Origin of the sequence: Methylohalobius crimeensis 10Ki, assembly GCF_000421465.1 — a bacterium.
GTDB classification, from domain to species: Bacteria; Pseudomonadota; Gammaproteobacteria; order Methylococcales; family Methylothermaceae; genus Methylohalobius; species Methylohalobius crimeensis.
On record NZ_ATXB01000001.1, the window covers coordinates 2,093,442 to 2,116,895 of the forward strand.

The following is a 23,454-nucleotide window of genomic DNA, read 5'->3' on the forward strand; positions in this document are numbered from 1 at the left end:
CCACTATGGGAAAATTCACGCACTTTTTCATCGACCGCCCGATCTTCGCATCGGTTCTGTCCATCGTCATCGTCCTGGTGGGCGGACTGTCGCTGTTCGCCCTGCCCGTGGCCCAGTACCCTCAAATCGCCCCGCCCACGGTGGTGGTGAGCACCGCCTACCCGGGCGCCGACGCTCAAGTGGTCACCGATACCGTGGCCACGCCCATCGAGCAGGAGGTCAACGGCGTCGAAAACATGCTGTACATGTCCTCCAAATCCGGCAACGACGGATCGATGTCCCTCACCATCACCTTCAAACCCGGCACCGACGTGGACATGGCCCAAGTACTGGTTCAAAATCGGGTCGCGATGGCCGAACCCAGGCTACCGGAGGAGGTCAGGCGCCAGGGCATCAGCGTCAGGAAACGCAGCCCCGACCTCAGCCTGGTGATCAACTTGATCTCGCCCGACGGGCGCTACGACAGCGCCTACCTCAGCAATTACGCCCTGATCCATGTCAAGGACACCCTAACACGCCTGCCGGGCGTCGGCGATGTGGTGATTTTCGGCGCGCGCGACTACAGCATGCGAATTTGGCTGGACCCGGAAAAGGTGGCCTCGGTCAACCTGACCGCCTCCGATATTGTCCGGGCGTTGCGCGAGCAAAACATGCAGGTCGCCTCGGGCGTGGTGGGCCAACCGCCCACGGCGGGGCGGGTCGATTTCCAGTACACCGTGACCACCCTGGGACGGTTGACGGAGGCCGAGCAATTCGCCGACATCGTGATCAAAACCGGCGAGGACGGCGAAATTACCCGGCTCAAGGATGTGGCCCGCATCGAACTGGGGGCGCAGGATTATACCTCCAAGCTGTATCTGGACGGCGAACCCAGCGTCGGTCTGGCGATTTTCCAGTTGCCGGGGTCCAATGCCCTGGAGACCAAGCGCGCAGTGATGGCGGCTCTGGAAAAGCTCAAGCCCGGTTTTCCGGCGGGACTCGACTATACCCTGGGCTACGATACCGTGGTGTTCGTGGAGCAATCGCTCAAAGCGGTGGTCAAGACCCTGTTCGAGGCCATTCTGCTGGTGGTGGTCGTGGTGGTGGTATTCCTGCAGAACTGGCGCGCCAGCATGATTCCCTTGATCGCCGTGCCGGTGTCCCTTATCGGCACCTTCGCGGTGATGGTCGCCCTGGGCGTCTCCTTGAACACCCTATCCCTGTTGAGTCTGGTCCTGGCCATCGGGGTGGTGGTGGACGACGCCATCGTGGTGGTGGAAAACGTGGAGCGCCATCTCGCCCTGGGGGAAGAAGTCCGCGAAGCGACCCGCCGGGCGATGAACGAAGTGGTGGGCCCGATCATCGCCACGTCCCTGGTATTGGTGGCGGTGTTCTTGCCCAGCGCTTTCATCGGCGGGGTGTCGGGCGCGTTCTACAACCAGTTCGCCCTGACCATCGCGGTCTCCACCGTGATTTCCACCTTCAATTCGCTGACCCTGAGCCCGGCTCTTTGTGCCCTGTTGCTGGGACGCGCCCATCATAACCCGGACCTGCTGACCCGTTTCATCAACCGCACCTTCGGTTGGTTCTTCGACGGCTTCAATTGGATATTCGAGCACTTGAGCGCCGGCTACGCACGCCTGGTGCGCCACATCATCCGCATGGCGGTCATCGTGATCGTGCTTTACGTGGGGCTCAACGGACTCAACTTGGCCTTGTTCAAAAACGTCCCCAAGGGCTTCATTCCTCCCCAGGACCAGGGCTACCTGATCCTCTACGCGCAATTGCCCGACGCCGCCTCCCTGGACCGCACGGACGCCATGATCCAAAAAGCTTCCCAAATCATTCGGGAAACCGAAGGCATCTCCCACCTCTTCGCCTACGCCGGATGGTCGCTTTTGACCGGCGCCAGCCAGCCCAACGTAGCCACCATGTTCGCCCGCCTCGAGCCGTTCGCCCAGCGCACCGACCCGGGGCTTTCCGCCGATGCCATCCTGGCCACGCTGAACCGCCGGTTGGCGGAAATCGAGGAAGCGCACGTTTCCGTGTTCGCCCCTCCGCCGGTCCGAGGAATGAGCCGGGTGGGCGGCTTCAAGCTGGAGGTTCAGGACCGCTCCGGCGCCGGGCCGGAAGCGCTCAAGCAAGTCACCACCGACTTCATTGCCCGCGCCAACCGGCAACCGGGGATCGCGGGGGTGTTTACCACTTTCCGATCCGACGTGCCGCAGCTTTACCTCGATGTGGACCGAAGCCGGGTAAAATCCATGGATATCGCCCTCGGCGACGTGTTCGACACGTTACAAATTTACTTGGGCTCGCTTTATGTGAACGACTTCAACCGCTTCGGCCGGACTTATCAGGTGCTGGCCCAGGCGGAAGCCGACGCCCGCATGTATCCGGTCGACATCACCCGGCTTAAAACGCGCAATGCCGACGGCGGAATGGTCCCCCTCGGCTCCGTGCTGGAGGTCCGGGAAATTACCGGGCCGGACGTGCTGACGCGCTACAACATGTACTTGGCCGCCGAGGTCAACGGCGGCACCCTTCCCGGGACCAGCTCCGGCGAAGCGATCCAGCGCATGGCACAGGTGGCGCAACAATCCCTACCCCCGGGATTCGGTTTCGAATGGACCGAAGTCAGCTTGCAGGAAGTGATGGCGGGCAACACCGCGCTCATCGTATTCCCCTTGAGCGTGGTGTTCGTGTTCTTGGTGCTGGCCGCCCAATACGAGAGCTGGTCGCTGCCTTTCGCGGTCATCCTCATCGCGCCCATGTGCCTGCTCGCGTCCATGACCGGTATCTGGCTGCGCGGGATGGAAAACAATATTTTCACCCAGATCGGCTTCATCCTGTTGATCGCCCTGGCGGCCAAGAACGCCATTTTGATCGTCGAGTTCGCCAAACAGCGCCAAGAGAGCGGCCTGAATCGCTTCAAGGCGGCGGTGGAAGCGGCGAGGATTCGACTGCGACCGATCCTGATGACCTCCTTTACCTTCATCCTGGGTGTGTTCCCGCTGGTGATCGCCCAAGGAGCCGGCGCGGAGGCGCGCCGGATTTTGGGCACCACCGTGTTTAGCGGTATGATCGGCCTTACCCTGTTCGGCCTCATGCTGACACCGGTATTCTATGTCGTCGTTCAAGCATTGGCCGAACGGATGCGCAAGCGTTCTCCCGCGCCGCAGAAAGCTTCATCCAATCATCAAGGCAAAGCATGACAGGTGTGCCAATCATGCCCCGGATCGGATTGTTCGTTTTTAGGTCGCAAATCACATACAAGGTAGGTCGCATGTTCCATAAACCTTTTCTTTGCTGGTGGTTGTGCCTGAGCCTGTTCTCGGCTCAAGCCGCCGCCGACAATCTGCTGGACATTTACCAGCTCGCGCTTCAGAACGACCCCACCTTCCGGGCGGCTCAAGCCAGTCTGCGCGCCGGACTGGAAGAAGAAAACCTGGGCCTGGCGGGACTTTTGCCCCAGGTCAACGTGGACGCCGGATTCGGCCTGAATCGGACGGAAAGCCGGGGGCAATTTCCCGCCGGGGGCACACTCTTTCCCAGCAACACGGACGTGGGGACCGAAACCAAAACCTGGGGGGTCAGCTTGGAGCAACCCATCTTCGACCTTTCGGCCTGGTTCCGTTTCCGACGCGGCCAGGAATTGACCGAACAGGCCAAAGCCCAATTCTCCGCCGACCAACAGGATCTCATTATTCGCGTGGCGGAAGCCTATGTGGAGGTATTGCGCGCCCTGGCCAATCTGCGAGCATCCCGAGCCCAGGAGGACGCTACCCAGCGTCAATTGGAGCAAGCTCGGGAACGCTTCGAGGTGGGGCTGGTGGCGATCACCGATGTCCGCGACGCCGAAGCCGCCCACGACCTGGCGGTCGCCAACCGGCTGGCGGACGAAGGCGCACTCAGGGTGGCGCAGGAGCAATTGTCCATCCTCACCGGCCGGCAACATAAAGACTTTTGGGTCCTCCAGGAAGACTATCCGGTGGTCGACCCCGACCCCCTCGACCGCGACGAATGGGTCAAATTCGCCCGCCAACACAATTACGACATCAAGGTCGCAGTCCTTTCCCAGGACGCCGCGATGCAGGCGGCGCGGGCGGCCGGCGCCGAACACCTGCCCAAAATCACCGCCAACATGAGCTATTCGGAAAATCGTTCCGAGAACGATTACAACAACCTCAGCCCCAGACCGGGGGAACAGCGCTATACCAATTTTCCGCGGAACACGAATCAAGGCGCCTTGTCGCTGAACGTCACCATGCCCCTATTCGCCGGAGGTGGCATCAGCGCCGCCCGGCGCCAGGCCTATGCGGAATACGAGCGCGCCCAGGAGGATTATCTGGGGGCGCTGCGCAACACCGTTCAAGGCACCCGAGCAGAATATATCAACGTGGTCACCGATGTCGCCCGGATCCAAGCCCGCAATCAGGCCATCGTTTCCAACCGGTCCTCGCTCGAGGCCACCGAGGCCGGTTATCAGGCCGGCACCCGCACTCTCGTCGACGTCCTCATTGCCGTCCGAACCCTCTACTCGGCAATCCGCGATTACGCCAACTCCCGCTTGGATTACGTCCTGGCCAAGCTACGCCTAAAGCGTAATGCGGGCACCTTGAGCCCGGCGGATATTCGCGAATTGAATCGGTGGCTGGAAAAGCCATCGCCCGAGGAAGCGAAAGAAACCAGCACGGAGGAATTGCCGGAATACGACCCTTCCCAGGCCGTCGAGTAAATCATGAAGAAAGCTGTCGGCATCATGTTGATCCTGGCGGGATTCGCGGTCGTCGGCTATTGGTTTTGGCAATATCCTCCCCGGGAAAGCCCGGATAAACTTACCCTATACGGCAACATCGAACTGCGCGAAGTGGATTTGGCCATCAACGGCTCCGAACGCATCGCCACGGTGCATTTATGGGAGGGGGACCGGGTGGAAAAGGGACAACTGCTGGCCGAACTCAAGTTGGAACGGTTTCAGGCCCAGGTGGAAAATCTTCAAGCGCAGGTCGCCGCTCAAAAAGCGCGGGTGGATAAACTCAATGCCGGCAGCCGCCCCCAAGAAATTCAGCGGGCCCGCGCCGAACTGGAGGAAGCCGAAGCCCAGCAACAAATCGCCTGGCTCACCTATCGGCGCCTGCAAAAACTTCTGCCGCGCAAATTGGTTTCCCCCGAGGCGGTGGACCAGGCCCGAGCCGACGCGGAAGCCGCCACCGCGCGCCGCCAGGCCTCGGAGGAAACCCTGAGCCTGGCCGTCGAGGGCCCTCGCCGGGAAGACATCGCCGCCGCCCGAGCCACGCTCGCGGCCTATCGCGCCCAACTGGCTCTGGCTCGACAAAAACTGAAGGATGCGCGTCTCTACGCCCCCGCCGACGGCATCATCCGCAACCGTATTCTGGAGCCCGGCGATATGGCCAGCCCCCAGCGCCCGGTATATACCTTGGCCCTGAGCGACCCGCTGTGGGCCCGGGTGTATGTGTCGGAACCGGATCTGGGCAAAATCAAACCGGGCATGGCCGCCACCCTTTTTACCGACAGTTTTCCGGACAAAAGCTATTCGGGCTGGATCGGCTACATCTCCCCCACCGCCGAATTCACTCCCCAAACGGTGCAAACCGAGGAACTCAGAACCCACCTGGTCTATCAAGTGCGGGTTTACGTCTGCAACCCGGAAGGGGAATTGCGCCTGGGAATGCCGGTGACGGTGCATATTCCCCTCGGGGACCACCGAACCATGGCGTCGGAGTTGCCGTGTCGAGAGGCACCCTGAGCGCCGTCCGACTGGAAGGCGTCTGCAAATCCTTCTCCGGACCCGCCGGTCCGGTCCGGGCGTTGAATCATATCAGTGTCGATCTTCGCGCCGGCCAGATCACCGGCCTGATCGGCCCAGACGGGGCCGGCAAAACCACTCTGATACGTACGATCGCCGGCCTCTTGGCTCCGGACACCGGTCAAATCAGCGTTCTGGGCCAGAATCTCGTTCAAGACGCCCTCTCCGCACAGCGACAATTAGGCTACATGCCCCAGCGTTTCGGCCTCTACGGAGAGCTCTCGGTTCAAGAAAACCTCAATCTGTACGCCGACCTGCAGGGATTACCGGCTGCCGAGCGTCCCGATCGCTTTCATGAACTTTTGACCATCACCGGTTTGGCCCCCTTCACCGACCGCTTGGCGAGGCGTTTGTCGGGGGGCATGAAACAAAAGTTGGGACTGTCCTGCGTTTTGGTCGGCAATCCCCGCCTGTTGCTCTTGGACGAACCCACGGTGGGCGTGGACCCCCTGTCGCGTCGCGAATTGTGGCGAATCATCTATCGTCAAGTGGAAGAAAAAGGCGTCACGGTCATTCTCAGTACCGCCTATCTGGACGAAGCCGAACGCTGTCAGGAAGTTCTATTGATGCATCAAGGCGAGCTGATCGATCAAGGCAGTCCCCGCCGCTACGTTCAGGCCATGGCTGGACGCAGCTGGCAGGCGGCCGTTCCCAAGGAAATTTCCAAACGCGCTTTTGTCCAGCAAATGGCGGACTTGTCCGATGTCGTCGACGCCGTCATTCTGGGAGACAAGGTGCATGTCGTGACCCGGACTGAAACCCCTCCCGAGCCGCGGCCAAACAAGACGGCGGAAGCCCGCCCCGTCTTTCAAACCGTCCCGCCCCGCTTGGAAGATTACTTCATCGCCGTCCTCGCCGAGCGAATCGATCGCCGGCCGGCGGCCGTGGATCTGGGCAGGGCGCAAGTGAAACAAGACAAAGAGGCAGTGATCACGGTCAACAATCTCAAGCGTCGATTCGGTCGTTTCTATGCGGTCGATGGGATCGACTTCGAAGTTTACCGCGGCGAAGTATTCGGCCTCCTGGGAGCCAACGGCGCCGGCAAGACCGCCACCTTCAGAATGCTCTGCGGCCTGCTGCCGGTGAGCGAGGGCGAAGCCAGAGTCGCCGGGGTGGACTTGCGCAAAGCGCCGGCCCGGGTCCGCGCTCGGCTGGGCTACATGGCGCAACATTTTTCCCTTTACGGCCACCTCAGCGTGGACGAGAACCTGAACTTTTTCAGCGGCGTTTACGGTCTCCGCGGACGCGAGCAACGTCAGCGAATCCGGTGGGCGCTGACCGCCTTGGAATTGGAGCCGTTCCGCCGGCAACCCGCCGCCCATCTCGCTCTCGGCTACCAACAACGTCTGGCGCTGGCCTGCGCCCTGCTTCATAGCCCCGAAATTCTGTTTCTGGACGAACCCACCTCCGGAACCGACCCCTTGGCACGCCGGGAATTCTGGCAACGGATCAACAATCTGGCGAAACAGGGCGTGACCGTATTGGTAACCACCCACTTCATGGAAGAAGCCGAGTACACCGACCGTCTGTTGATTATGCAGGCAGGTAAAGTACTTGCCGCCGGGACGCCCCGAGACATCCGCCGGCGTGCTCGCACTCCGGAAAATCCGACACCGACGTTGGAAGACGCCTTCATTCAGTTGATTGAAAATTCGCTATGAACCGTCGCCTTATCGGACTCATTCGCAAGGAATTCATCCAGATCGTCCGGGACCCTTCCAGCATCGCCATCGCATTTGCCTTGCCGCTGGTATTGCTGCTTTTGTTCGGTTACGGCGTTTCCCTGGATGCCAAGGCGGTCCCCCTGGCTCTGGTGGTCGAGCGGCCGGACAACAGTAGCCAGGATTTTCTCAGCGGTTTTTATCGGTCCGAATATTTTACCCCGTTGCGTGTCGCCACTCTGAGGGAAGCGCAAACGCTGCTGTTGGCGAAGCGGGTACAAGGCATCGTGCATCTGCGCGAAGACTTCACCCGCCGCCTCAAAAAGGGTGACGGCGTCCTCATCCAGCTCATCGTGAACGGAATCGACGCCAACACGGCGCGCCTCGTGCAAGGATACGTCACCGGCGTGTGGAATCAATGGCTCGAACGTCGCTCCTTGAAGATGAAATCCTCTTCCATTCTTCCCATAGAGGTGGAGCAGCGGATTTGGTTCAATCCCGAGGTGAAAAGCCGTCGCTTTCTGGTGCCGGGGCTGATCGCCGTCATCATGACCCTCATCGGCGCCATGCTGACCGCCCTGGTGGTGGCGCGGGAGTGGGAGCGGGGCACCATGGAGGCAATCATGTCGACGCCGGTTTCGATCGGCGAAATTCTCTTGGGGAAGCTGATCCCCTATTTTCTCCTCGGCACGGGCGGGTTGTTGCTGTCGGTGGCGATGGCGGTATGGCTGTTCGAGGTCCCCTTGCGCGGATCGTTCTGGCTGCTGTGGCTGGCTTCGTCGGTGTTTTTGTTGGTGGCGCTGGGCATGGGGTTTCTGATTTCCACCGTGACCAAAAATCAGTTCGTGGCCGGACAAATCGCCATCATCGTTACCTATCTGCCCGCCTTCATTTTATCCGGCTTCATTTTCGCCATTCACAGCATGCCCACCGTCATCCAGTGGATCACGTTTCTGGTGCCGGCCCGCTACTACGTGGCGATCCTGCAAACCCAATTCCTTGCCGGCGACATCTGGCCGGTCATCTGGCCCAACCTCCTCGCCTTGACCGGCATGGCCGTGTTTTTCCTGGGGCGCACCCGACAACTTTCCCGCAAGCGACTGGAATAATCGTGCTTTATCGTATCTGGCATTTGATCGTCAAGGAGTTCCTGGGGCTGGTCAAGGACCAACGAAGCCGCTTCGTCCTCATCGGCCCGCCGTTGATTCAGCTGATGATTTTCGGATACGCGGCCACTTACGATCTGACCGATATCCCGTATGCCGTCTATGACGAAGACGGAGGACAGGCGGTACGCGAGATGCTGGCCAAATTCAGGGGGTCCCGGAGTTTTACCGAAGTGTTCCGGATCGATCACGCTCGTCAGATCGCTCCCTTGATCGATCAACGCCGCGTCCTCGTGGTGCTTCACTTCGGTCCCGATTTCAGCCGCCGAGTCGGCCGCGGCCGGACCGGGAAGCTTCAAGTCCTTATCGACGGGCGCAATTCCAATACCGCCCAAATCGCACTCGGCTATATTCGAACCATCGTCTCCGAGTTCAATCTCACCCGCCTCGAACAGCCGCCGCCCGCCTATTTGGAAAACCGCGCCTGGTTCAACGAGAATCTGCAAAGCCGTTGGTTCATCGTTCCCGGCATCGTGGCCCTCCTCACCATTGTGGTCACCATGGTGACCACCACCTTGACGATCGCCCGCGAGCGCGAACAAGGCACTTTCGATCAACTCCTGGTGACGCCTTTGACGCCGTTCGAAATCCTGGTGGGCAAAACCGTTCCGCCTTTCGTGATCGGTCTGGCGGAAGGCACCCTCATATTGGCGGCGGCGGTCTATTGGTTCCAAGTCCCCTTTCGCGGGGAATTGTGGTTACTGTATGCCGGTTTGACGCTGTACCTGCTTTCCGCCATCGGCGTGGGACTGATGATTTCCTCCGTGGCGGTGACTCAGCAACAGGGGTTGTTGGGCGCGTTTTTGTTCATCGTACCGGCAGTTATCCTGTCGGGGTTCGCCACCCCCATCGAAAATATGCCCGAAATCGTCCAGGCGATGACCCGCCTGAATCCTATGCGATACTTTTTGGTGATCGTGCGCAGCGCATTCCTGGCCGATCCCCCATTCGAGCTATTGTGGCCGCAACTCTGGCCCATGGCGGTCATAGCCATTTTCACTTCGACCGCCGCGGCCTGGTTGTTCCGACATCGGCTCTATTAGGAATTGTCGACATTCGCAGAAAGCGCCGGAGAACGCTCCGACCCTTTTTTGTCCAGCTCGACATCATTCCCGATCTCGAAGGCGATCGAGCCGATCCAGGAGTTCCGTGAGTTCTTCGACGGAAACACTGCGATCAGGCCGAAAAACGATGTCTTTCCATGCCTCATTCTCTTTCTTCGGACGGGCGGGATGCTCCTCTCTCTGGTTTTCCGGCTCGGGTTCCTGGTTCGAACCAATCATTGGTCTGCGTTTGATGGTGCCATCGATCGGGTCGATCATCCGGTAAGCTCCCATATCAAAGTAGCCGTAAGTTGAGTCGGCCAAGAGGGTAGCACATCGAACCGGCAAGAATTATTTCAATATCGTGTTGAAAGAGAAAATTGCCGCTCCTGAAACTCATCGGAGCGGCGCTTATCGGACCGCTCCGGCGCTCAGACGGATCGCCCGGCGCATGATGTGATAGATCACGTTTTGCTCCTGGACGCCGTGCACCAGATACGACTCGGGGCCGCCCGCATAGATCGCCACGTCCTCGCCGGAGTGGGTTTCGGCGGGCAGGGACACCAGGGCTTCCTGATGATAACCCGGATGTTCCGTATTCATCCCGCTGGAATCGAAGCGGCCTCCGTGTATCGGTTCGTCATACACCGCTTCTCCTCCCAGCGGTAACTCATGCGCGCCCCTGCCGTTGGCGTAATTCAGGGTCGTGTAGGGGAGCCCGTCGGCGGCCCGCTCGGGGTTGCTTGCGGGGTTTCCCGCGGCGTCGTTGCCCACCACCTTGCCCAGGATGGGATTGCCCCGGGTCGGATAGCCGGCCATGGTGAAGACATGGCTGTGGTCGGCGGTGACGATCACCAAGGTATCGGCGGGATCGGTCATCTCCATGGCGGTCTCGACCGCCCGGGAGAACTCGATGGTTTCGGTAAGCGCCCGATACGCGTTGCCGGCATGATGGGCGTGGTCGATCCGCCCGCCTTCCACCATCAGGAAAAATCCTTGTTCGTTCTTCCGGAGGATCCTGATCGCCTTGGCGGTCATTTCCGAAAGACCGGGTTCGCCCCCTCGATCCCGGAGACGGTCGACCTCGTATTCCATGTGAGAGGAGTCGAACAAGCCGAGCAGATGATCCACATCGGCCGGCTCGGCGGCCTCGAATTGCGCCTCGTTCCAAACATAGGCGGCACGCGGAAAGCGGGTGGTCCATTCACGGGTCAAATCGCGACCGTCCCGCCGCTTTCCCTTGTCCCCTTCCCCGTCGACGACGTCCTCGGGCAAAAAATAGCGCCGACCGCCTCCCAAAACGACTTCCGGCCCGTCCCCGTAGGGAAATTCGATCAGTTGGCGGGCGATGTCCTTGCAGCCGTTTCGCCTGGCTTCCTCGGTCAGTTCATTGTCGCCCTCCCAATGACGTTCGGGGACATGGGCGTAAGTCGCCGCCGGGGTGGCGTGGGTCACCCGCGTCGTGGTCACCACTCCCGTCGCCAGGTCGGCCATTTCGGCCTGTTCCAGAAAAGTAACCATCTCGCTCCCCTTGCTGCTGGCGCAATTGGCCCGCTCGGCGTATTGATTGACCCCGATCACCCCGGCCTTAGTTTTGACGCCGGTCATCATGGCGGTCATGGTGCCGGCGGAATCGGGCGTCTGTTGGTTGGTGTTGTAGGTTTTGGACAAGGCCAAGTAAGGCAAACGTTCGAAGGAAAGCAGATTTTCCTCGCCGCTTTCGCCCCGTAACTGTCCCTCCAAGATGCGCGCCGCGGTGACGGTGGAAATACTCATGCCATCGCCCACGAAGAGGATGATATTTCTAGCCGGCCGGCGATCGGGTTCCAACTGCACGGCTTCCCGAACGCGCCGGGAGCCGGCTTCGAACCACTGATCAGGGGACATTTGAGGGCCGGAGGCGCCCCCTGTAGACCTTTCGGGAAGCTTTTGAGAAACGCACCCCGCCAACGAAGCGACAGTCAATCCCGCGAGCAAAGCATTGAACCAATGGTTCATTCTCAAAATATTGCCTCCTGTCAACGATCTCCGCCGAGCGCCGTCTGGACCAACCGCCCCTCGCGTCCCCCCAAGGATAATTGCAGCGCCGCCGATCGGGCGTTTTCTGACATCTTGCGCCAAGTCTTGGCCACGATATCGACCACTTTCTCGTCGCTGTAATCCTTGGCGAAGGGGGCAAAATAATACTCGAGAAACACCAGGCACGCGCTGTCTTCCACCATTTGCACCTGGGAATCCCGGTTCAGGCCGCGTTTCATCAAGATGCGCCGGACCTGATCGACGGCGGTTTCGTCGTAACCGGCCGCCTCGAGCAAGCGGCCGGCTTTTTCCGCATGCAGCCGATAGAGAAACGTCCGCCATTCCAGATAACCGCGCCTGCCTGCCGGATAATGGCTTCGCGGCACCAACCAGCGGCAGACGTGCTGGGCGCGGGCGGCGAGAAAAGCCGTCTCCGGCGCCTCGGCCGCGAGCCGGTTCAACCACTGGCTCATGCGCAGTCCGTAGAGGTAGGTCCCGGGGTAGGCCTCGCCCCGCCAATCCTCCCAGGCGGGGTCTTGGGCATTGGCTTGATCGATCAGACGCACCGCGTACAAAAAGCGCCCTTTATCCATGCCGATTCGGTTTTCTCATTGACAAACGAAGAGATTGTGGCATAGAAGGAAGATTCGCGCTAATGGGAGGAGGAGAAAAAATGCAGATATTCATCACCGGAGGCACCGGTTTCATCGGGCGTCATCTTTGCCAATCATTACACACCCAAAACCATTCTCTCACCGTCCTCAGCCGTCAGGCCGACAGCCGGGTCCGGGCGATCTGCGGCGAGGTGGCGGTGGTTCATTCGCTCGACGATCTCACGCCGGATCACCGCTTCGACGCCATCGTCAATCTGGCCGGCGCGCCGATCATCGGCCCGCGCTGGACCGAAAGGCGCAAGCAAGTCCTTTGGGACAGCCGCGTCACCCTGACCGAGCGGCTGGTGGACTGGATCGACCGGGCCGAGGCCAAACCGGGCGTTCTGGTGTCCGGCTCCGCGGTGGGCTACTACGGCGATCAGGGCGACCGAATTTTGGACGAGGAGACCCCGCCGGTGGCGGAAGGATTCGGGCATCGCCTGTGCGCCGCGTGGGAACAAGCGGCGACGAAGGCCGAGGACCACGGCGTGCGGGTGTGCCGTCTGCGCACCGCACCGGTGATCGGCAAAAACGGGGGAATCTTGTCGCGCATGTTGTTTCCCTTCAAATTGGGCCTGGGAGGACGCATCGGCGACGGGCGGCAATGGATGAGCTGGAGCCATCTGGACGATCATGTCCGTATGACCGAGCGTCTTCTGGAAGACGGCGGGCTGTCAGGCCCGTTCAACGCCGCCGCGCCGGAATCGGTCACCAACGCCGAATTCACGGCCACCCTGGCCCGTCTCCTGCATCGCCCCGCTTTCATGCCCATACCCGCCATGGGGCTGAAACTGGTCATGGGCGAAATGGCGGAAATTCTGCTCGCCAGCCAGCGGGCCATCCCGAAGCGTTTTCAGGAAGCCGGCTTCCAGTTCCGATATTCCACCTTGGAAGAAGCCCTGGAAGACGTTCTTGCTGCTGATTGACACGGATGCGGCCTTACAACCTGGTGAGCGTCTGGCATCTGGAGGCCGCTCGCGATAGTGTGTGGAAAGTGCTCTCCGCCCCCGAGCATTGGCCCGGGTGGTGGCCCTACGTGCAAGAGGTCGAGGTCCTCAGGGAAGGCGATTCAAATGGCGTCGGAGCGCTTCATCGTCATACCTGGCGGACTTGTCTTCCCTACCGCCTGCGTTTCTGTCTGGAAGCGATCGAGGTGCGGCCGAAATCGCGGGTGACGGCGCGGGTCAGCGGCGATCTGCACGGGATGGGAAATTGCCGGCTGCATAGCTGCGGGCCCGTCACCTTGGTGCGCTACGATTGGCACGTGCATACCACCCGCGCTTGGATGAACCATCTGGCAACCATCACCGACGCGGTATTTCTGTGGAACCACCGGCGGGTCATGGCGACGGGAGAACGGTCTCTCCAGGACCGGCTCAACCGGCTGGCGGCTCGGGAACGATTGGGATGACCTCGGGCGCATCGAACAAGGAAGTGGGAAGCGATCTTTCCCGCCAATCCAGATAATCGACCGTCTCGCTCATGCCGACCACCGCCTGGACCGACAAGCTCGCCGCCTGCCGGCGGACCTCCACGACCATGCCCAGGGCGCTGCCCGCGGCCGAATGATAGCGCACGCCGGCCACCGGAGGCAGGGGAACCGCCGCCGCACCCGACTGAAGCTCGCTTCGAGCCCGGACGAAGGTGTCCACCATGGCCGGATCCATGCCGGGAAGCGCTTCCAGCACCCCCCGCGGCGCCACCCGCGGGTTGATCCCCTCCTGACCGCTGTGCACCGTGACCAGCGGAATCAACGCCTGCGCCAATTGAGGGGTCATTCCCAATACCAACCGCACTTCCGCCACCGAAGTAAACGGCGCATCGGTCGGTTCGTAATTGTAGCCGGCGGCACGGTAATCACCGGCCTCCGCTCCGTTCATCAGGCGATCCTGGTCACCGTCGCGCCAGTCCAGAATGGCGTCGGTCAATGCCACCGCTTGTTCGGGTTCGGCGCCGATATGGGTCAGCGCGGACCGCAGTATCAATTCATCCGCCTGGTTGAGATCGATTTTTCCGCCCTCGTCCACGATGCGGAGCCGGATGTCGACTTCATCCAGCGTCATGGCATAGGTGCTGCCGTCGGCATGCCAGCGGAATTGAGGGTCGGGGTGGGTCGCCATAAAGGCGCCGTAATGAATGGCGGCCTCCGCGGCGGCGCGCAATTGCGCGGTTTCGGCCAAATTGGTCACCAGCCGCGCCTCCCGGCGGACGCCCAGGCCGAAACTGGCGGCCATCAAGCTCAACAGGGCCACCACCCACAACACCACCACCAAAGCCACGCCCTTGTGTCGATTCATTTCCAGCACTAAGACCCCATCTCGAATAGAAAAATCTTTTGCAGGCGTGAGGGAGGGCTTCTAAGTTTACAAAATGCTGTGGGGATATCGGCCATTCGTCCTCAGGGACGCTGCAAGTCCGTCCCTGGACGCTCGGGACTCGGCCATCCCGGCCGAGTACGCCCTTCGGACGAACGCCCGATACCCGCCTTTTCGGATTTGTAAACAAGCGCTAAAACAAACGTCTCCCGAACACGCCATGCCGGAGCTGCTTACCGCCACCGGGTCCATCGCCTCGAATCGTCAAAGGCACGATGACGGGAGGCCACGCCTCGCCTTCCCGCGCCACTTCGATCCGCACCGCCTTGGGAAGCTCCTGTTCATTCCAGCGATCGACCCATTCGCCTCCTCGGGCCACGGTTTCCAACCAATAAGTGAATCGCACCCGTTTGACGTTTTCCAGCAGCACCAAGTCACGCAAATCCTCTTCGCCTTGCGGCACTTCCTCGCCCACCGGCGCGACCTGAACCTTCAAATCCCGACCGTGATCGTCATTGTTCGCCAAATAGAGGGTGAAACGCTGCAAGCCGGCCACACTCGCCGTGTGGGTCAGATAGGCGTTAAAGCGCAATTCCCTGCTCTCCCCCGTCAGGCCGGACGGCTCGGCCTCCGCCGAACCCGGCCAAAGCCGGGCATTGCCCAGCACCCGGCGCAGGAATCGCTCGAACACCATCCGGCCGGCCAATACCTCGGCGCGCGCCTCGCCGGACTCCCACGTCCGGCTCGCCATTTGGAGGGTGCCGAAAATCAAACTCAGCATCAGACCAAACAGCGCCAGGGCAATCAGCACTTCCAGTAAGGTAAAGCCGCGCTGCCGTCGATGATGAACGGGAGAGAAGCGATTACAGCGCACTGGAACGCGCCCCCACCCGCAACGTGGTCATGCGATAGGTCCGAGTCCGGTCGGCATCGGTCCAGCTTACCGTCACCCGCACCTGGTATAGCTGCCAACGGGGATGCTCGGGTACCGGCTGAAGGGGGTAAAAAGGCGCGATTTGCAAATGCCAGCGATAACCCGCCTGCCATTCGCCCTGGTATGCGCTCTCCTCCACGGGAATCTCGATTCCCACCCGGGCCATTTGGGATTGGGCCAAAGTCGCCGCACGGGCCACGCCGCCGGCGTCTCCGAGCAAACCCACGCCGCTTCCGAACGCCTGCATCAGCACCGCCAAGGACAAGGCCAATAGGGTGAAGGCCACCATGATTTCCAGCAGCGAGAAGCCTTCCTCTCTATTCCGCATAATCCGCCACCGTCACGCGTCCGGTGAGCCAGTTGATGTCGACCCGTTTCTTGAGTTTTTCCCATGTCAATACGATCCGGCCGCCGGTGGCCGAACCGTCGGGAAAAAACCGAATATTGCCCTGCCCCGGGCCGGTCAGTTCCGCTTGCGCGGTTTCCAATGTCAGATCGAGGGCCTCGGGCAAGGCTTGGGGTTTACGCCGATCGATGCGGTAACGATGGGCATCCACATCCAGGAAAAACACCGCCTCCCGCCCCTGGGACAGGGCGATGCCACGCACCTGCCGCAAGCCCGAAGCCACCTCCCGCACCGCGCTCTTGAAACGCACGCTTTCCACGGTGCGGGCGAAATTGGGCGCGATATAGGCGAATCCCAGCGCCATGATCGCCATCACGACGATCAGTTCGAGCAGCGAGAAACCTTTGACTCGGCTTTGATTAGGATGCGTAGACAATTGAGTAAATACAGTATTCATTGTTGAGAGCCGGAGAGGGCGATCCGGAACCGTTCGCAGCAAGGATGCTGCGATTCGAGCGTACATGGAGGTATTCACAGCGTGTTCCGGAGCGCCCTCTCCGGGCTCATCCTGCGAATATCGACATGCCCTAAAACGCCAACTCATTGACACTCACCACCGCCACCAGAATCGACATGATGATCGCCGCGATGGCGATCCCCAGGCCGACGATCAATACCGGCTCGAGCAGAGTCAACAAGCGATGAACGGTGATTCGGACTTCCTCTTCGTAGATTTCCGACATCCGCTCCAGCATCTGGGCGAGCCGGCCGGTTTCTTCTCCCAGCTTGATCATCTGCAGCGCCATCACCGGGAAATGGCCCGCCTCCTCCAGCGCCACCGACACTTCTCCGCCTTCCTTGAGATGGGTCGCCGCCTGGGCCACGCTTTCGCTGAGCACCTGATTGTTCAAGGTATCTTTGACGATCCCCAAGGACGCCAGCAGCGGCACCCCCGCCTCCAGCAACGTGGATAGGGTCTGGCTGAAACGCGCCACTTCCAGTCTCACCACCAACTCGCCCAGCAAGGGCAAGCGCAACAGCCAGCGGTGGAACTGGTAACGCGTCTCGGGACGGGCAAGCCGGGTCTGGACAAACCGGCTCAGCAGCAACACGACGATCAAAGCCAGCCAACCATAACTGCGGACGCCGTCGGCCAAGCCCATGACGATTTGCGTCGGTACGGGGAGCTCCTTGCCGGCACTGGCGAACATTTCCTCGAACTGGGGCACAACGAAGGTCAACAGGGCGAGCAGGGAACCGATCGCCATCACCACCAGAATCGCCGGGTAGATTAACGCCGTCATCACGCTGGCGCGTAGGGCCAGGGATCGCTCGAGATAGTTCGCCAAGCGGTCCAGCACGCTTTCCAGCGCCCCTCCGGCCTCGCCGGCCCGAACCATGCTTATGTACAATTTGGGAAACAGGCCCCCTTCGGCCTCCAACGCCGCCGACAATTGCGCACCGCCTTTGACCTGCTCCAAAATCCGTTCGGTCAGGCCGTTGAGCGGCGATCCTTCGGGAAACACCGTCAACAGCACTTTGAGGGAACGATCCAGCGGCAGTCCCGCGCCCAGCAGAGTCGCCAGCTCGCGGGTGAAGGAGGCCAGTTCCTTGGGTTTCAACCGCCTTTTGCGCAGCCCCGGCCGCAGCCAGCTGAGACGGCTGTCGGCGGGACTGACTCGGATGGGCAGCCAGCCTTCCTCCTGCAGCTGCCGAATCATGGCGGCCTCGTCCGGCGCGTCGCGCAGGGTCTCGACGGTCTCTCCGTCGCGGTTGACGGCTTTGACGACGAAAGTAGGCATCAGGCGTCGGTGGTCACACGCAGCACTTCATCCAGGGTGGTCAATCCCCAAACCGCCTTGCGCAGACCGTCCTGATACATGGTGTACATGCCCTCCTCCACGGCGGTCTGCTCGATCTCCCGGGCTTGAGCGTGGTGCAGCACTTGGCGGCGGATGGCATCGGAGATCACCAGAAACTCCATGATCGCCAAGCGGCCCCAATAGCCGATGCCGTTGCACTTGTCGCATCCGGTCGCTTCATACAGCACCGGTTCCTTGTCCTGAAAAAAGCGCCCCAGGTCCATTTCTTCGACCACCTCGGGCATGGCCGGATAAGGCGTCTTGCAGTGATCGCACAGGCGTCTGACCAGGCGCTGGCCGAGGATGCCGTTGACCGTGGAAGTGATCAGATAATCTTCCAGGCCCATGTCCATCAATCGGGTGACGCCGCCGGCGGCGTCGTTGGTGTGCAGGGTGGACAGCACCAAGTGGCCGGTGAGGGCCGCCTGGACGGCGATGCGGGCGGTTTCCAGATCGCGCATCTCGCCGATCATGATCACGTCCGGATCCTGCCGCATGATGGCGCGCAAGGCGTTGGCGAAATTCAAGCCGATGGTCGACTTGACTTGAATCTGGTTGACCCCGGCCAACTGGTACTCCACCGGATCTTCCACGGTGATGATTTTGCGCTCGGAGGTGTTGAGTTTGTCCAGGGCGGTGTACAAGGTGGTGCTCTTGCCGCTCCCGGTGGGGCCGGTGATCAGAATGATGCCGTGGGGCAAATCCAGTACGTTCAAGAAGCGTTTTTGGACTTGGGGTTCGAACCCCAAGGCGGAAAAATCCAGGGTCACCTGTTCCTTGTCCAACAGACGGGTGACGACGCTCTCCCCGTAAAGGGTCGGCACCGTCGACACGCGCAAATCCAGCTCCTTGCCCTGCACCTGCGCCTTGATACGGCCGTCCTGGGGCAAGCGCCTTTCGGCGATATTCAGATTGGCCATCAATTTGACCCGGGAAATCACCGCCGCGGTGGAGCGCACCGCGGGGGCATCGATGTGGCGGAGGATGCCGTCCACCCGAAGACGCACCTGCAGCTGATCCTCGAACGGCTCGATGTGAATGTCGGAAGCGCGCAGCTCCACCGCTTGCTGCAGGATCTGGTTGACGGTCCGGATGACCGGCGCCTCGGAAGCCATGTCCTTGAGGTGTTCGACGTCGGCCTCGTCCAGCTCCGACTCGAAGGTCTCCACATCCCCTTCTTCCGCCTCCCGCTCGTACTGGCGCTTTAGCGCGTTGTCGATCTCCGCCAACACCCCCACCTTGAGGTGTATCGACTTGCCGCAAGCCAACGTGAGGGCCTCACGAAGGAATTCGTCCAAGGGATCGGCGGCGGCGATGACGAAATGGTCGTCTTCCTCCCCCATGCCGACCGCGTGGCGGGTGCGCAAAAACCGGCAGGAGACCGCCTCCGGCAGGGGCGGATCGACGGGATAATCGGCCGCTACCGCCAAATCCAGGTTGGCCACTTCGGCGAGTGTCTCGGCGACGTCCTTTTCCGCGACCAAACCCAAGCGCACCAGCAGAACCGGAAGGGTGTCGTCGGCGGTGTCCCCGCCCGCCCCCTTCGAGTCCTCCAGCAAGCGGCGGGCACGCTGGAGGTCGGCTGAACGCAACTTGCCCGCCTCCACCAGGCGTTTGGCGAAGGTCTCGTATGACGGACCGGCGGCAATATCTACGGGGACGGCGACCATTGCATCGATTTCTGCTGACTTCTCACTTTAAGGTTAGACCGGAAAAACATAATCCGTTCCGTAGGGGCGATCCCCCTGTGGTCGCCCGCCCGGGCAGGCACGGTGGCCTGCCCCCTACCAGAGGGGGTGGATCATTTTAAAAGCGGGATTCAATTGGGCGCCACCGGCACCAGCCATTCAGGGTGGTCGCTGCGGCGGCCGTGAACGTAATCGAAATACAGGCTCTGCAATTTTTCGGTGACGGGGCCGCGGGTGCCACCGCCGATCTGGCGGCCGTCCACTTCCCGGATCGGCGTGATTTCCGCCGCGGTGCCGGTGAAGAAGGCTTCGTCAGCCACATAGACATCGTCCCGGGTGAGACGCTTTTCGATCACTTCCAGCCCCATTTCCCGGGCGATGGTCATGACCGTGTCCCGGGTGATGCCCTCCAGTACCGAAGTCAGATCCGGGGTGTAGAGCTTGCCCGAGCGAACCAGGAAAATGTTTTCTCCGCTGCCTTCGGCGATATTCCCCTGATGATCCAGCAACAGCGCCTCGTCGAAGCCGGTATCGACCGCCTCCTGCAAAGCCAGCATGGAGTTGACGTAATTGCCGTTGGCCTTGGCCTTGCACATCAGACTGTTGATGTGATTGCGAGTGAACGAGGAGGTACGTACCCGGATGCCCTTTTCCAGGTTCTCGGCCCCCAGATAAGCGCCCCACTCCCAAGCCGCCACCATCACGTGGAGCTCGAGGTTATCAGCCCGAAGCCCCATCCCTTCGGCGCCGTAAAAGCACATGGGACGAATATAGGCACTGTCCAAACCGTTGCGGAAAACCGCCTCGCATTGGATCCGATTGAGGGTTTCCTTCGGGTAGGGGATGGTCATCCGCATGATGTGGGCCGAGCGGAACAAGCGGTCGGTATGTTCCTGAAGCCGAAAAATCGCCGTGCCGCGCTGACCGTAGTAGGCGCGAAGCCCCTCGAATACCCCCGCTCCGTAATGAAGGGTGTGGGTCAACACATGTACCTTGGCTTCGCGCCACGGCAACCACTCTCCGTCGAGCCAGATTTCGCCGTCTTTGTCATGCATCGGCATGCCTATTTTTCTCCTGCAGAATTTTCAATCAATCGTCGCCACAAACGCACCACTTCGGTCCGTTCTTCCCGAAACGCATCCGCCGGCACCAAGCCGGATTGCTCCTGCAGGGCGAACCGGTGAAGCCGGGTTCGATACCCGAGATACGTCTCTTGCAGGAAGCGCTTCTGGTCGTCGCCGAGCCAGCCGATCTCCGCCAAAGCATCCAAAAGACGCAGGTTGTCGGGGTGGCGAAAGGCCTCGGGGCGTCTGTATGCATGGGCCAAACAGCCAAATTGTACTATAAACTCGATATCCACCACACCGCCGGGGCCGTGCTTGAGATCGAACCGGTCGGAATCGGAACGATTCAGATGAGCGCGCATTTTTTCCCGCATGTCCAGCACTTCTTGCCGCAGCTTGCCGAGCTCCCGCTCGCGCCCTAGAACCTCCAGGCGGACTCGTTCGAAAGCTTTTCCCAGCTCGGAATCCCCCGCCACCGGCCGGGCGCGCACCAGGGCCTGATGCTCCCACGTCCAAGCGGATTCGCGCTGGTAACGCTCGAACGCCCCCAGGCCGGTGACCAGCAAACCCGCATTGCCGCTGGGACGGAGCCGCATGTCGATTTCATACAACACCCCGGACAACATGGGCGTGGTGAGAAGATGGATGAGGCGTTGGCCGAGGCGGATATAAAACTGGGCACTCGGTATGGCCCGCGGTCCGCTGGTGACCGCTTCGGCCTCCCCTCGATAGAGGAAGACCAGATCCAAATCGGAACCGTAGCCCAACTCGATCCCCCCCAATTTGCCGTAACCGATGACCACGAAATCCCGCGGTCGATCCCCTTCTCCCGGCGGCAAGCCGTACTTGGCGGTTACCTGCTTCCAGGCAATCGCGACCGAGCGCTCCAATACCACCTCGGCGATATCGGTCAAATAATCGCTGACCACCCGGGTGGGAATCGCGTTGGCGATATCGGCCGCCGCCACCCGCAGCACGTGCGCCTGTTTGAAATGGCGCAAGGCGTTCAAGAGCCCTTCGTCGTCGTCCAGATCCAGCCCGGTCAGGCGATGGTCGATGGCGGTCTCCAATTGCTCCCGGGTAAGCGGCGCATAAAGGGTGTTCGGATCGATCAACTCGTCCAGCAGCATGGGATACTGGGCCAGATGATTGGCGACCCAGGGGCTGGCCGCCGCCAAACGAACCAACTGATTCAGGGCGCCTGGATTCTCCACCAGCAAAGTGAGATACGCGCTGCGGCTGGCAATCGCTTCCAGAAGGGCCAACAGGCGCCGGAGGGTGCGGTCGGGATTTTCGCCTTGGGCGACGGTCTCGATCAGAACCGGCATCAGCCGATCCAATTCCGTCGCCGCCTGGGAGGTCAGCAGACGAACGGGGCGCGAACGGCGGAATTCCCGCAACTGTTGCCACACCCCCTCGGAATCGCCATACCCCTGCTTCGCCAGCATATCCTGCAGCAAGTCCTCGTCTTCCGCCCCGCGCCAGATGCGGGCGCTTTCGGATTCCGCCTCGGCGGTCTCGGGAAGGGCGAACACCTCCTCGAAGAGCGCTTGCACCTGACCGCGCACCTCCTGCAATTGGTGTTGAAAGGTGGTCCAATCGGGGGCATCCATGCTCACCGCCAAACGGAGCCGGCCGACATCGTCCGAAGGCAGTTGTTGGGTCTGTTGATCATTGTATTCCTGCAAACGGTTTTCCACCAGGCGCAGGAAGCGGTAGGACGCGAGCAAGGTTTCCGTCTCTTCCGGAGGAAGAAGGTCCAATTCCGTAAGGCGTTTCAAAATCACCCTCAAGCGCTGGTCCCTCAGGCCAATTTCCCGGCCGCCTCGGATCAATTGAAACACCTGGGCGATGAATTCGATTTCCCGGATGCCGCCGGGACCCAGCTTGATGTCTTCCAGCCGGTCGCGGCGCTTGAGTTCTTCCATGATTTTCCGCTTGAGTTCCCGCAGCGCCCCCAGGGCGCGATAGTCGAGATAGCGCCGATACACGAAGGGCTCGAGCATTTGCATCAGGCGCTCGCCGGCGTCCGGGTCCCCCGCCACCGGGCGGGCCTTGATCATGGCATAGCGCTCCCAGGCCCGCGCCTGGGATTGATAGTAGATATCCATGGCGTCGAAGTTGAGCACCAGGGGGCCGCTGTCTCCGAAGGGGCGAAGCCGAGTATCGATCCGGAACACGAAGCCGTCCTCGGTTTGGGCCTGGAGCGCCTTGACCAAATCCCGGCACAAGCGCAGATAGAACTCCTGGTAGCTGGTTGCGCGCTTGTCCTCCAACTCGCCGTCGTGCTCGAAAGCGAAAATGAGGTCGATATCCGAGGAAAAATTCAGTTCCCACGCCCCCAACTTGCCCATCGCCAAGACCACCGGCAATTGCGGCTGACCGTCAGGACAGCGGGGGGTCCCGTAACGGCAGCAGGCGCGTTCGAACAGCCATTGAAGCGCCGCCTGGATAGAGACTTCGGCCAGCAGGGAAAGATCTCCCAGGGTTTCCTCTAGGGACGCCCAACCGGTGATGTCGCGCCAGGCGATGCGGACCATCTCGCGATTTCGGAAGCGACGCAGACTGCGTTGCAGATCCGTGAAGTCCGCGGCCGATTCGGTAAGGGCGTTCAATTGGCGGACGTATTTTTCCGCTCGATCGGCCGAGCCTAGATCGCCACTATCGACCAAATCCGCCCACATGGCCGGATCCCGGACGCATTGCTCGGCGACAAACCGGCTGACCGACCAGACTTTCGGTACTTGGGCCGATACCCGCTCATCTTGCGGGACCTTCGTCCCGCACCGGTCCACCGCTTCCAGATACTGTCGCCAACCCTCTTCCGCCGCCGACCGAAGGGCAGCGGGCAAATCGCTAAAATCAGGAAATACCATCGTCATGAAAGAACCTTG

General features: G+C 61.0%; 19 protein-coding genes. 8 read left to right on the plus strand and 11 right to left on the minus strand.

Annotated elements, in window-relative coordinates; all coding sequences use genetic code 11:
- Positions 1-5 precede the first annotated feature (5 nt).
- From H035_RS0110505 to H035_RS0110530, 6 genes are all read left to right on the plus strand, one after another.
- The gene (locus tag H035_RS0110505; RefSeq protein ID WP_022948933.1) at positions 6-3,194 is read left to right on the plus strand and encodes an efflux RND transporter permease subunit; all 3,189 of its coding nucleotides are present in this window, start codon (positions 6-8) and stop codon (positions 3,192-3,194) included.
- Between the two features lie 71 nt (positions 3,195-3,265).
- On the plus strand, positions 3,266-4,717 hold the full coding sequence (locus H035_RS19260) for a TolC family outer membrane protein (RefSeq protein ID WP_022948934.1): 1,452 nt from the start codon (positions 3,266-3,268) through the stop codon (positions 4,715-4,717).
- A 3-nt stretch (positions 4,718-4,720) separates the two neighbouring features.
- Positions 4,721-5,749 carry an efflux RND transporter periplasmic adaptor subunit gene (locus tag H035_RS19265; RefSeq protein ID WP_022948935.1) on the plus strand — a complete coding sequence of 343 codons (1,029 nt, stop codon included), beginning with the start codon at positions 4,721-4,723 and terminating at the stop codon, positions 5,747-5,749.
- Positions 5,731-7,470 (plus strand): ATP-binding cassette domain-containing protein, encoded by a 1,740-nt coding sequence (locus H035_RS0110520; RefSeq protein WP_022948936.1) that lies wholly within the window; start codon positions 5,731-5,733, stop codon positions 7,468-7,470. Before H035_RS19265 ends, H035_RS0110520 begins: the two co-directional genes overlap by 19 nt.
- Positions 7,467-8,579 (plus strand): ABC transporter permease, encoded by a 1,113-nt coding sequence (locus tag H035_RS0110525; protein WP_022948937.1) that lies wholly within the window; start codon positions 7,467-7,469, stop codon positions 8,577-8,579. Before H035_RS0110520 ends, H035_RS0110525 begins: the two co-directional genes overlap by 4 nt.
- A 2-nt stretch (positions 8,580-8,581) precedes the next feature.
- Positions 8,582-9,679, plus strand: a complete 1,098-nt coding sequence (locus tag H035_RS0110530) for an ABC transporter permease (protein WP_022948938.1) — start codon at positions 8,582-8,584, stop codon at positions 9,677-9,679.
- Between the two features lie 63 nt (positions 9,680-9,742).
- Here the strand turns inward: H035_RS0110530 and H035_RS0110535 are convergent, their stop codons facing one another.
- The 3 genes from H035_RS0110535 to H035_RS0110545 form a co-directional block, all read right to left on the minus strand.
- A complete protein-coding gene (locus H035_RS0110535; RefSeq protein ID WP_040574394.1) occupies positions 9,743-9,958 on the minus strand; it encodes a hypothetical protein in 216 nt (71 codons plus the stop codon).
- Positions 9,959-10,090: 132 nt separating this feature from the next.
- A complete protein-coding gene (locus H035_RS19270) occupies positions 10,091-11,566 on the minus strand; it encodes an alkaline phosphatase (RefSeq protein WP_022948940.1) in 1,476 nt (491 codons plus the stop codon).
- 131 nt (positions 11,567-11,697) lie between these two features.
- A complete protein-coding gene (locus H035_RS0110545) occupies positions 11,698-12,291 on the minus strand; it encodes a DUF4202 domain-containing protein (protein ID WP_022948941.1) in 594 nt (197 codons plus the stop codon).
- Positions 12,292-12,371: 80 nt separating this feature from the next.
- Between H035_RS0110545 and H035_RS0110550 the strand changes: the two genes are divergently transcribed.
- Both H035_RS0110550 and H035_RS0110555 read left to right on the plus strand, forming a co-directional pair.
- A complete protein-coding gene (locus H035_RS0110550; RefSeq protein WP_022948942.1) occupies positions 12,372-13,277 on the plus strand; it encodes a TIGR01777 family oxidoreductase in 906 nt (301 codons plus the stop codon).
- 5 nt (positions 13,278-13,282) lie between these two features.
- Positions 13,283-13,762 (plus strand): SRPBCC family protein, encoded by a 480-nt coding sequence (locus tag H035_RS0110555; protein WP_022948943.1) that lies wholly within the window; start codon positions 13,283-13,285, stop codon positions 13,760-13,762.
- On the opposite strand, the gene H035_RS19275 is transcribed toward H035_RS0110555, so the two are convergent.
- From H035_RS19275 to glnE, 8 genes are all read right to left on the minus strand, one after another.
- Positions 13,728-14,648, minus strand: coding sequence for a type II secretion system minor pseudopilin (locus H035_RS19275; RefSeq protein ID WP_152486015.1), 921 nt, complete (start codon positions 14,646-14,648; stop codon positions 13,728-13,730). The two genes, H035_RS0110555 and H035_RS19275, sit on opposite strands and share 35 nt — an antisense overlap.
- A gap of 211 nt (positions 14,649-14,859) precedes the next feature.
- Positions 14,860-15,540: a prepilin-type N-terminal cleavage/methylation domain-containing protein gene (locus tag H035_RS0110565; protein WP_022948945.1), complete on the minus strand. Its 681-nt coding sequence runs from the start codon at positions 15,538-15,540 to the stop codon at positions 14,860-14,862.
- Positions 15,530-15,928, minus strand: coding sequence for a type IV pilus modification PilV family protein (locus H035_RS0110570; RefSeq protein ID WP_022948946.1), 399 nt, complete (start codon positions 15,926-15,928; stop codon positions 15,530-15,532). The genes H035_RS0110565 and H035_RS0110570 overlap by 11 nt, the downstream gene beginning before the upstream one ends.
- Positions 15,918-16,382, minus strand: coding sequence for a GspH/FimT family pseudopilin (locus H035_RS0110575; protein ID WP_022948947.1), 465 nt, complete (start codon positions 16,380-16,382; stop codon positions 15,918-15,920). The genes H035_RS0110570 and H035_RS0110575 overlap by 11 nt, the downstream gene beginning before the upstream one ends.
- A gap of 151 nt (positions 16,383-16,533) precedes the next feature.
- Complete coding sequence (locus H035_RS0110580; protein WP_022948948.1) at positions 16,534-17,748, minus strand: type II secretion system F family protein; 1,215 nt, start codon at positions 17,746-17,748, stop codon at positions 16,534-16,536.
- Positions 17,748-19,478 carry a type II secretion system ATPase GspE gene (gspE, locus tag H035_RS0110585; protein WP_022948949.1) on the minus strand — a complete coding sequence of 577 codons (1,731 nt, stop codon included), beginning with the start codon at positions 19,476-19,478 and terminating at the stop codon, positions 17,748-17,750. Before gspE ends, H035_RS0110580 begins: the two co-directional genes overlap by 1 nt.
- Positions 19,479-19,627: 149 nt before the next feature.
- Positions 19,628-20,557 (minus strand): branched-chain amino acid transaminase, encoded by a 930-nt coding sequence (locus H035_RS0110590; protein ID WP_022948950.1) that lies wholly within the window; start codon positions 20,555-20,557, stop codon positions 19,628-19,630.
- A gap of 2 nt (positions 20,558-20,559) precedes the next feature.
- Positions 20,560-23,442 carry a bifunctional [glutamate--ammonia ligase]-adenylyl-L-tyrosine phosphorylase/[glutamate--ammonia-ligase] adenylyltransferase gene (gene glnE, locus H035_RS0110595; RefSeq protein WP_022948951.1) on the minus strand — a complete coding sequence of 961 codons (2,883 nt, stop codon included), beginning with the start codon at positions 23,440-23,442 and terminating at the stop codon, positions 20,560-20,562.
- Positions 23,443-23,454: the final 12 nt, after the last annotated feature.

Excerpts from the sequence above, each read along its gene's own strand:
- H035_RS0110505 (WP_022948933.1), top strand. The coding sequence starts at position 6 with ATGGGAAAATTCACGCACTTTTTCATCGACCGCCCGATCTTCGCATCG.
- H035_RS19260 (WP_022948934.1), top strand. The coding sequence starts at position 3,266 with ATGTTCCATAAACCTTTTCTTTGCTGGTGGTTGTGCCTGAGCCTGTTC.
- H035_RS19265 (WP_022948935.1), top strand. The coding sequence starts at position 4,721 with ATGAAGAAAGCTGTCGGCATCATGTTGATCCTGGCGGGATTCGCGGTC.
- H035_RS0110525 (WP_022948937.1), top strand. The coding sequence starts at position 7,467 with ATGAACCGTCGCCTTATCGGACTCATTCGCAAGGAATTCATCCAGATC.
- H035_RS0110535 (WP_040574394.1), bottom strand. The coding sequence starts at position 9,958 with ATGATCGACCCGATCGATGGCACCATCAAACGCAGACCAATGATTGGT.
- H035_RS19270 (WP_022948940.1), bottom strand. The coding sequence starts at position 11,566 with ATGTCCCCTGATCAGTGGTTCGAAGCCGGCTCCCGGCGCGTTCGGGAA.
- H035_RS0110545 (WP_022948941.1), bottom strand. The coding sequence starts at position 12,291 with ATGGATAAAGGGCGCTTTTTGTACGCGGTGCGTCTGATCGATCAAGCC.
- H035_RS0110550 (WP_022948942.1), top strand. The coding sequence starts at position 12,372 with ATGCAGATATTCATCACCGGAGGCACCGGTTTCATCGGGCGTCATCTT.
- H035_RS0110555 (WP_022948943.1), top strand. The coding sequence starts at position 13,283 with ATGCGGCCTTACAACCTGGTGAGCGTCTGGCATCTGGAGGCCGCTCGC.
- H035_RS19275 (WP_152486015.1), bottom strand. The coding sequence starts at position 14,648 with ATGAATCGACACAAGGGCGTGGCTTTGGTGGTGGTGTTGTGGGTGGTG.
- H035_RS0110570 (WP_022948946.1), bottom strand. The coding sequence starts at position 15,928 with ATGCGGAATAGAGAGGAAGGCTTCTCGCTGCTGGAAATCATGGTGGCC.
- H035_RS0110580 (WP_022948948.1), bottom strand. The coding sequence starts at position 17,748 with ATGCCTACTTTCGTCGTCAAAGCCGTCAACCGCGACGGAGAGACCGTC.
- gspE (WP_022948949.1), bottom strand. The coding sequence starts at position 19,478 with ATGGTCGCCGTCCCCGTAGATATTGCCGCCGGTCCGTCATACGAGACC.
- H035_RS0110590 (WP_022948950.1), bottom strand. The coding sequence starts at position 20,557 with ATGCCGATGCATGACAAAGACGGCGAAATCTGGCTCGACGGAGAGTGG.
- glnE (WP_022948951.1), bottom strand. The coding sequence starts at position 23,442 with ATGACGATGGTATTTCCTGATTTTAGCGATTTGCCCGCTGCCCTTCGG.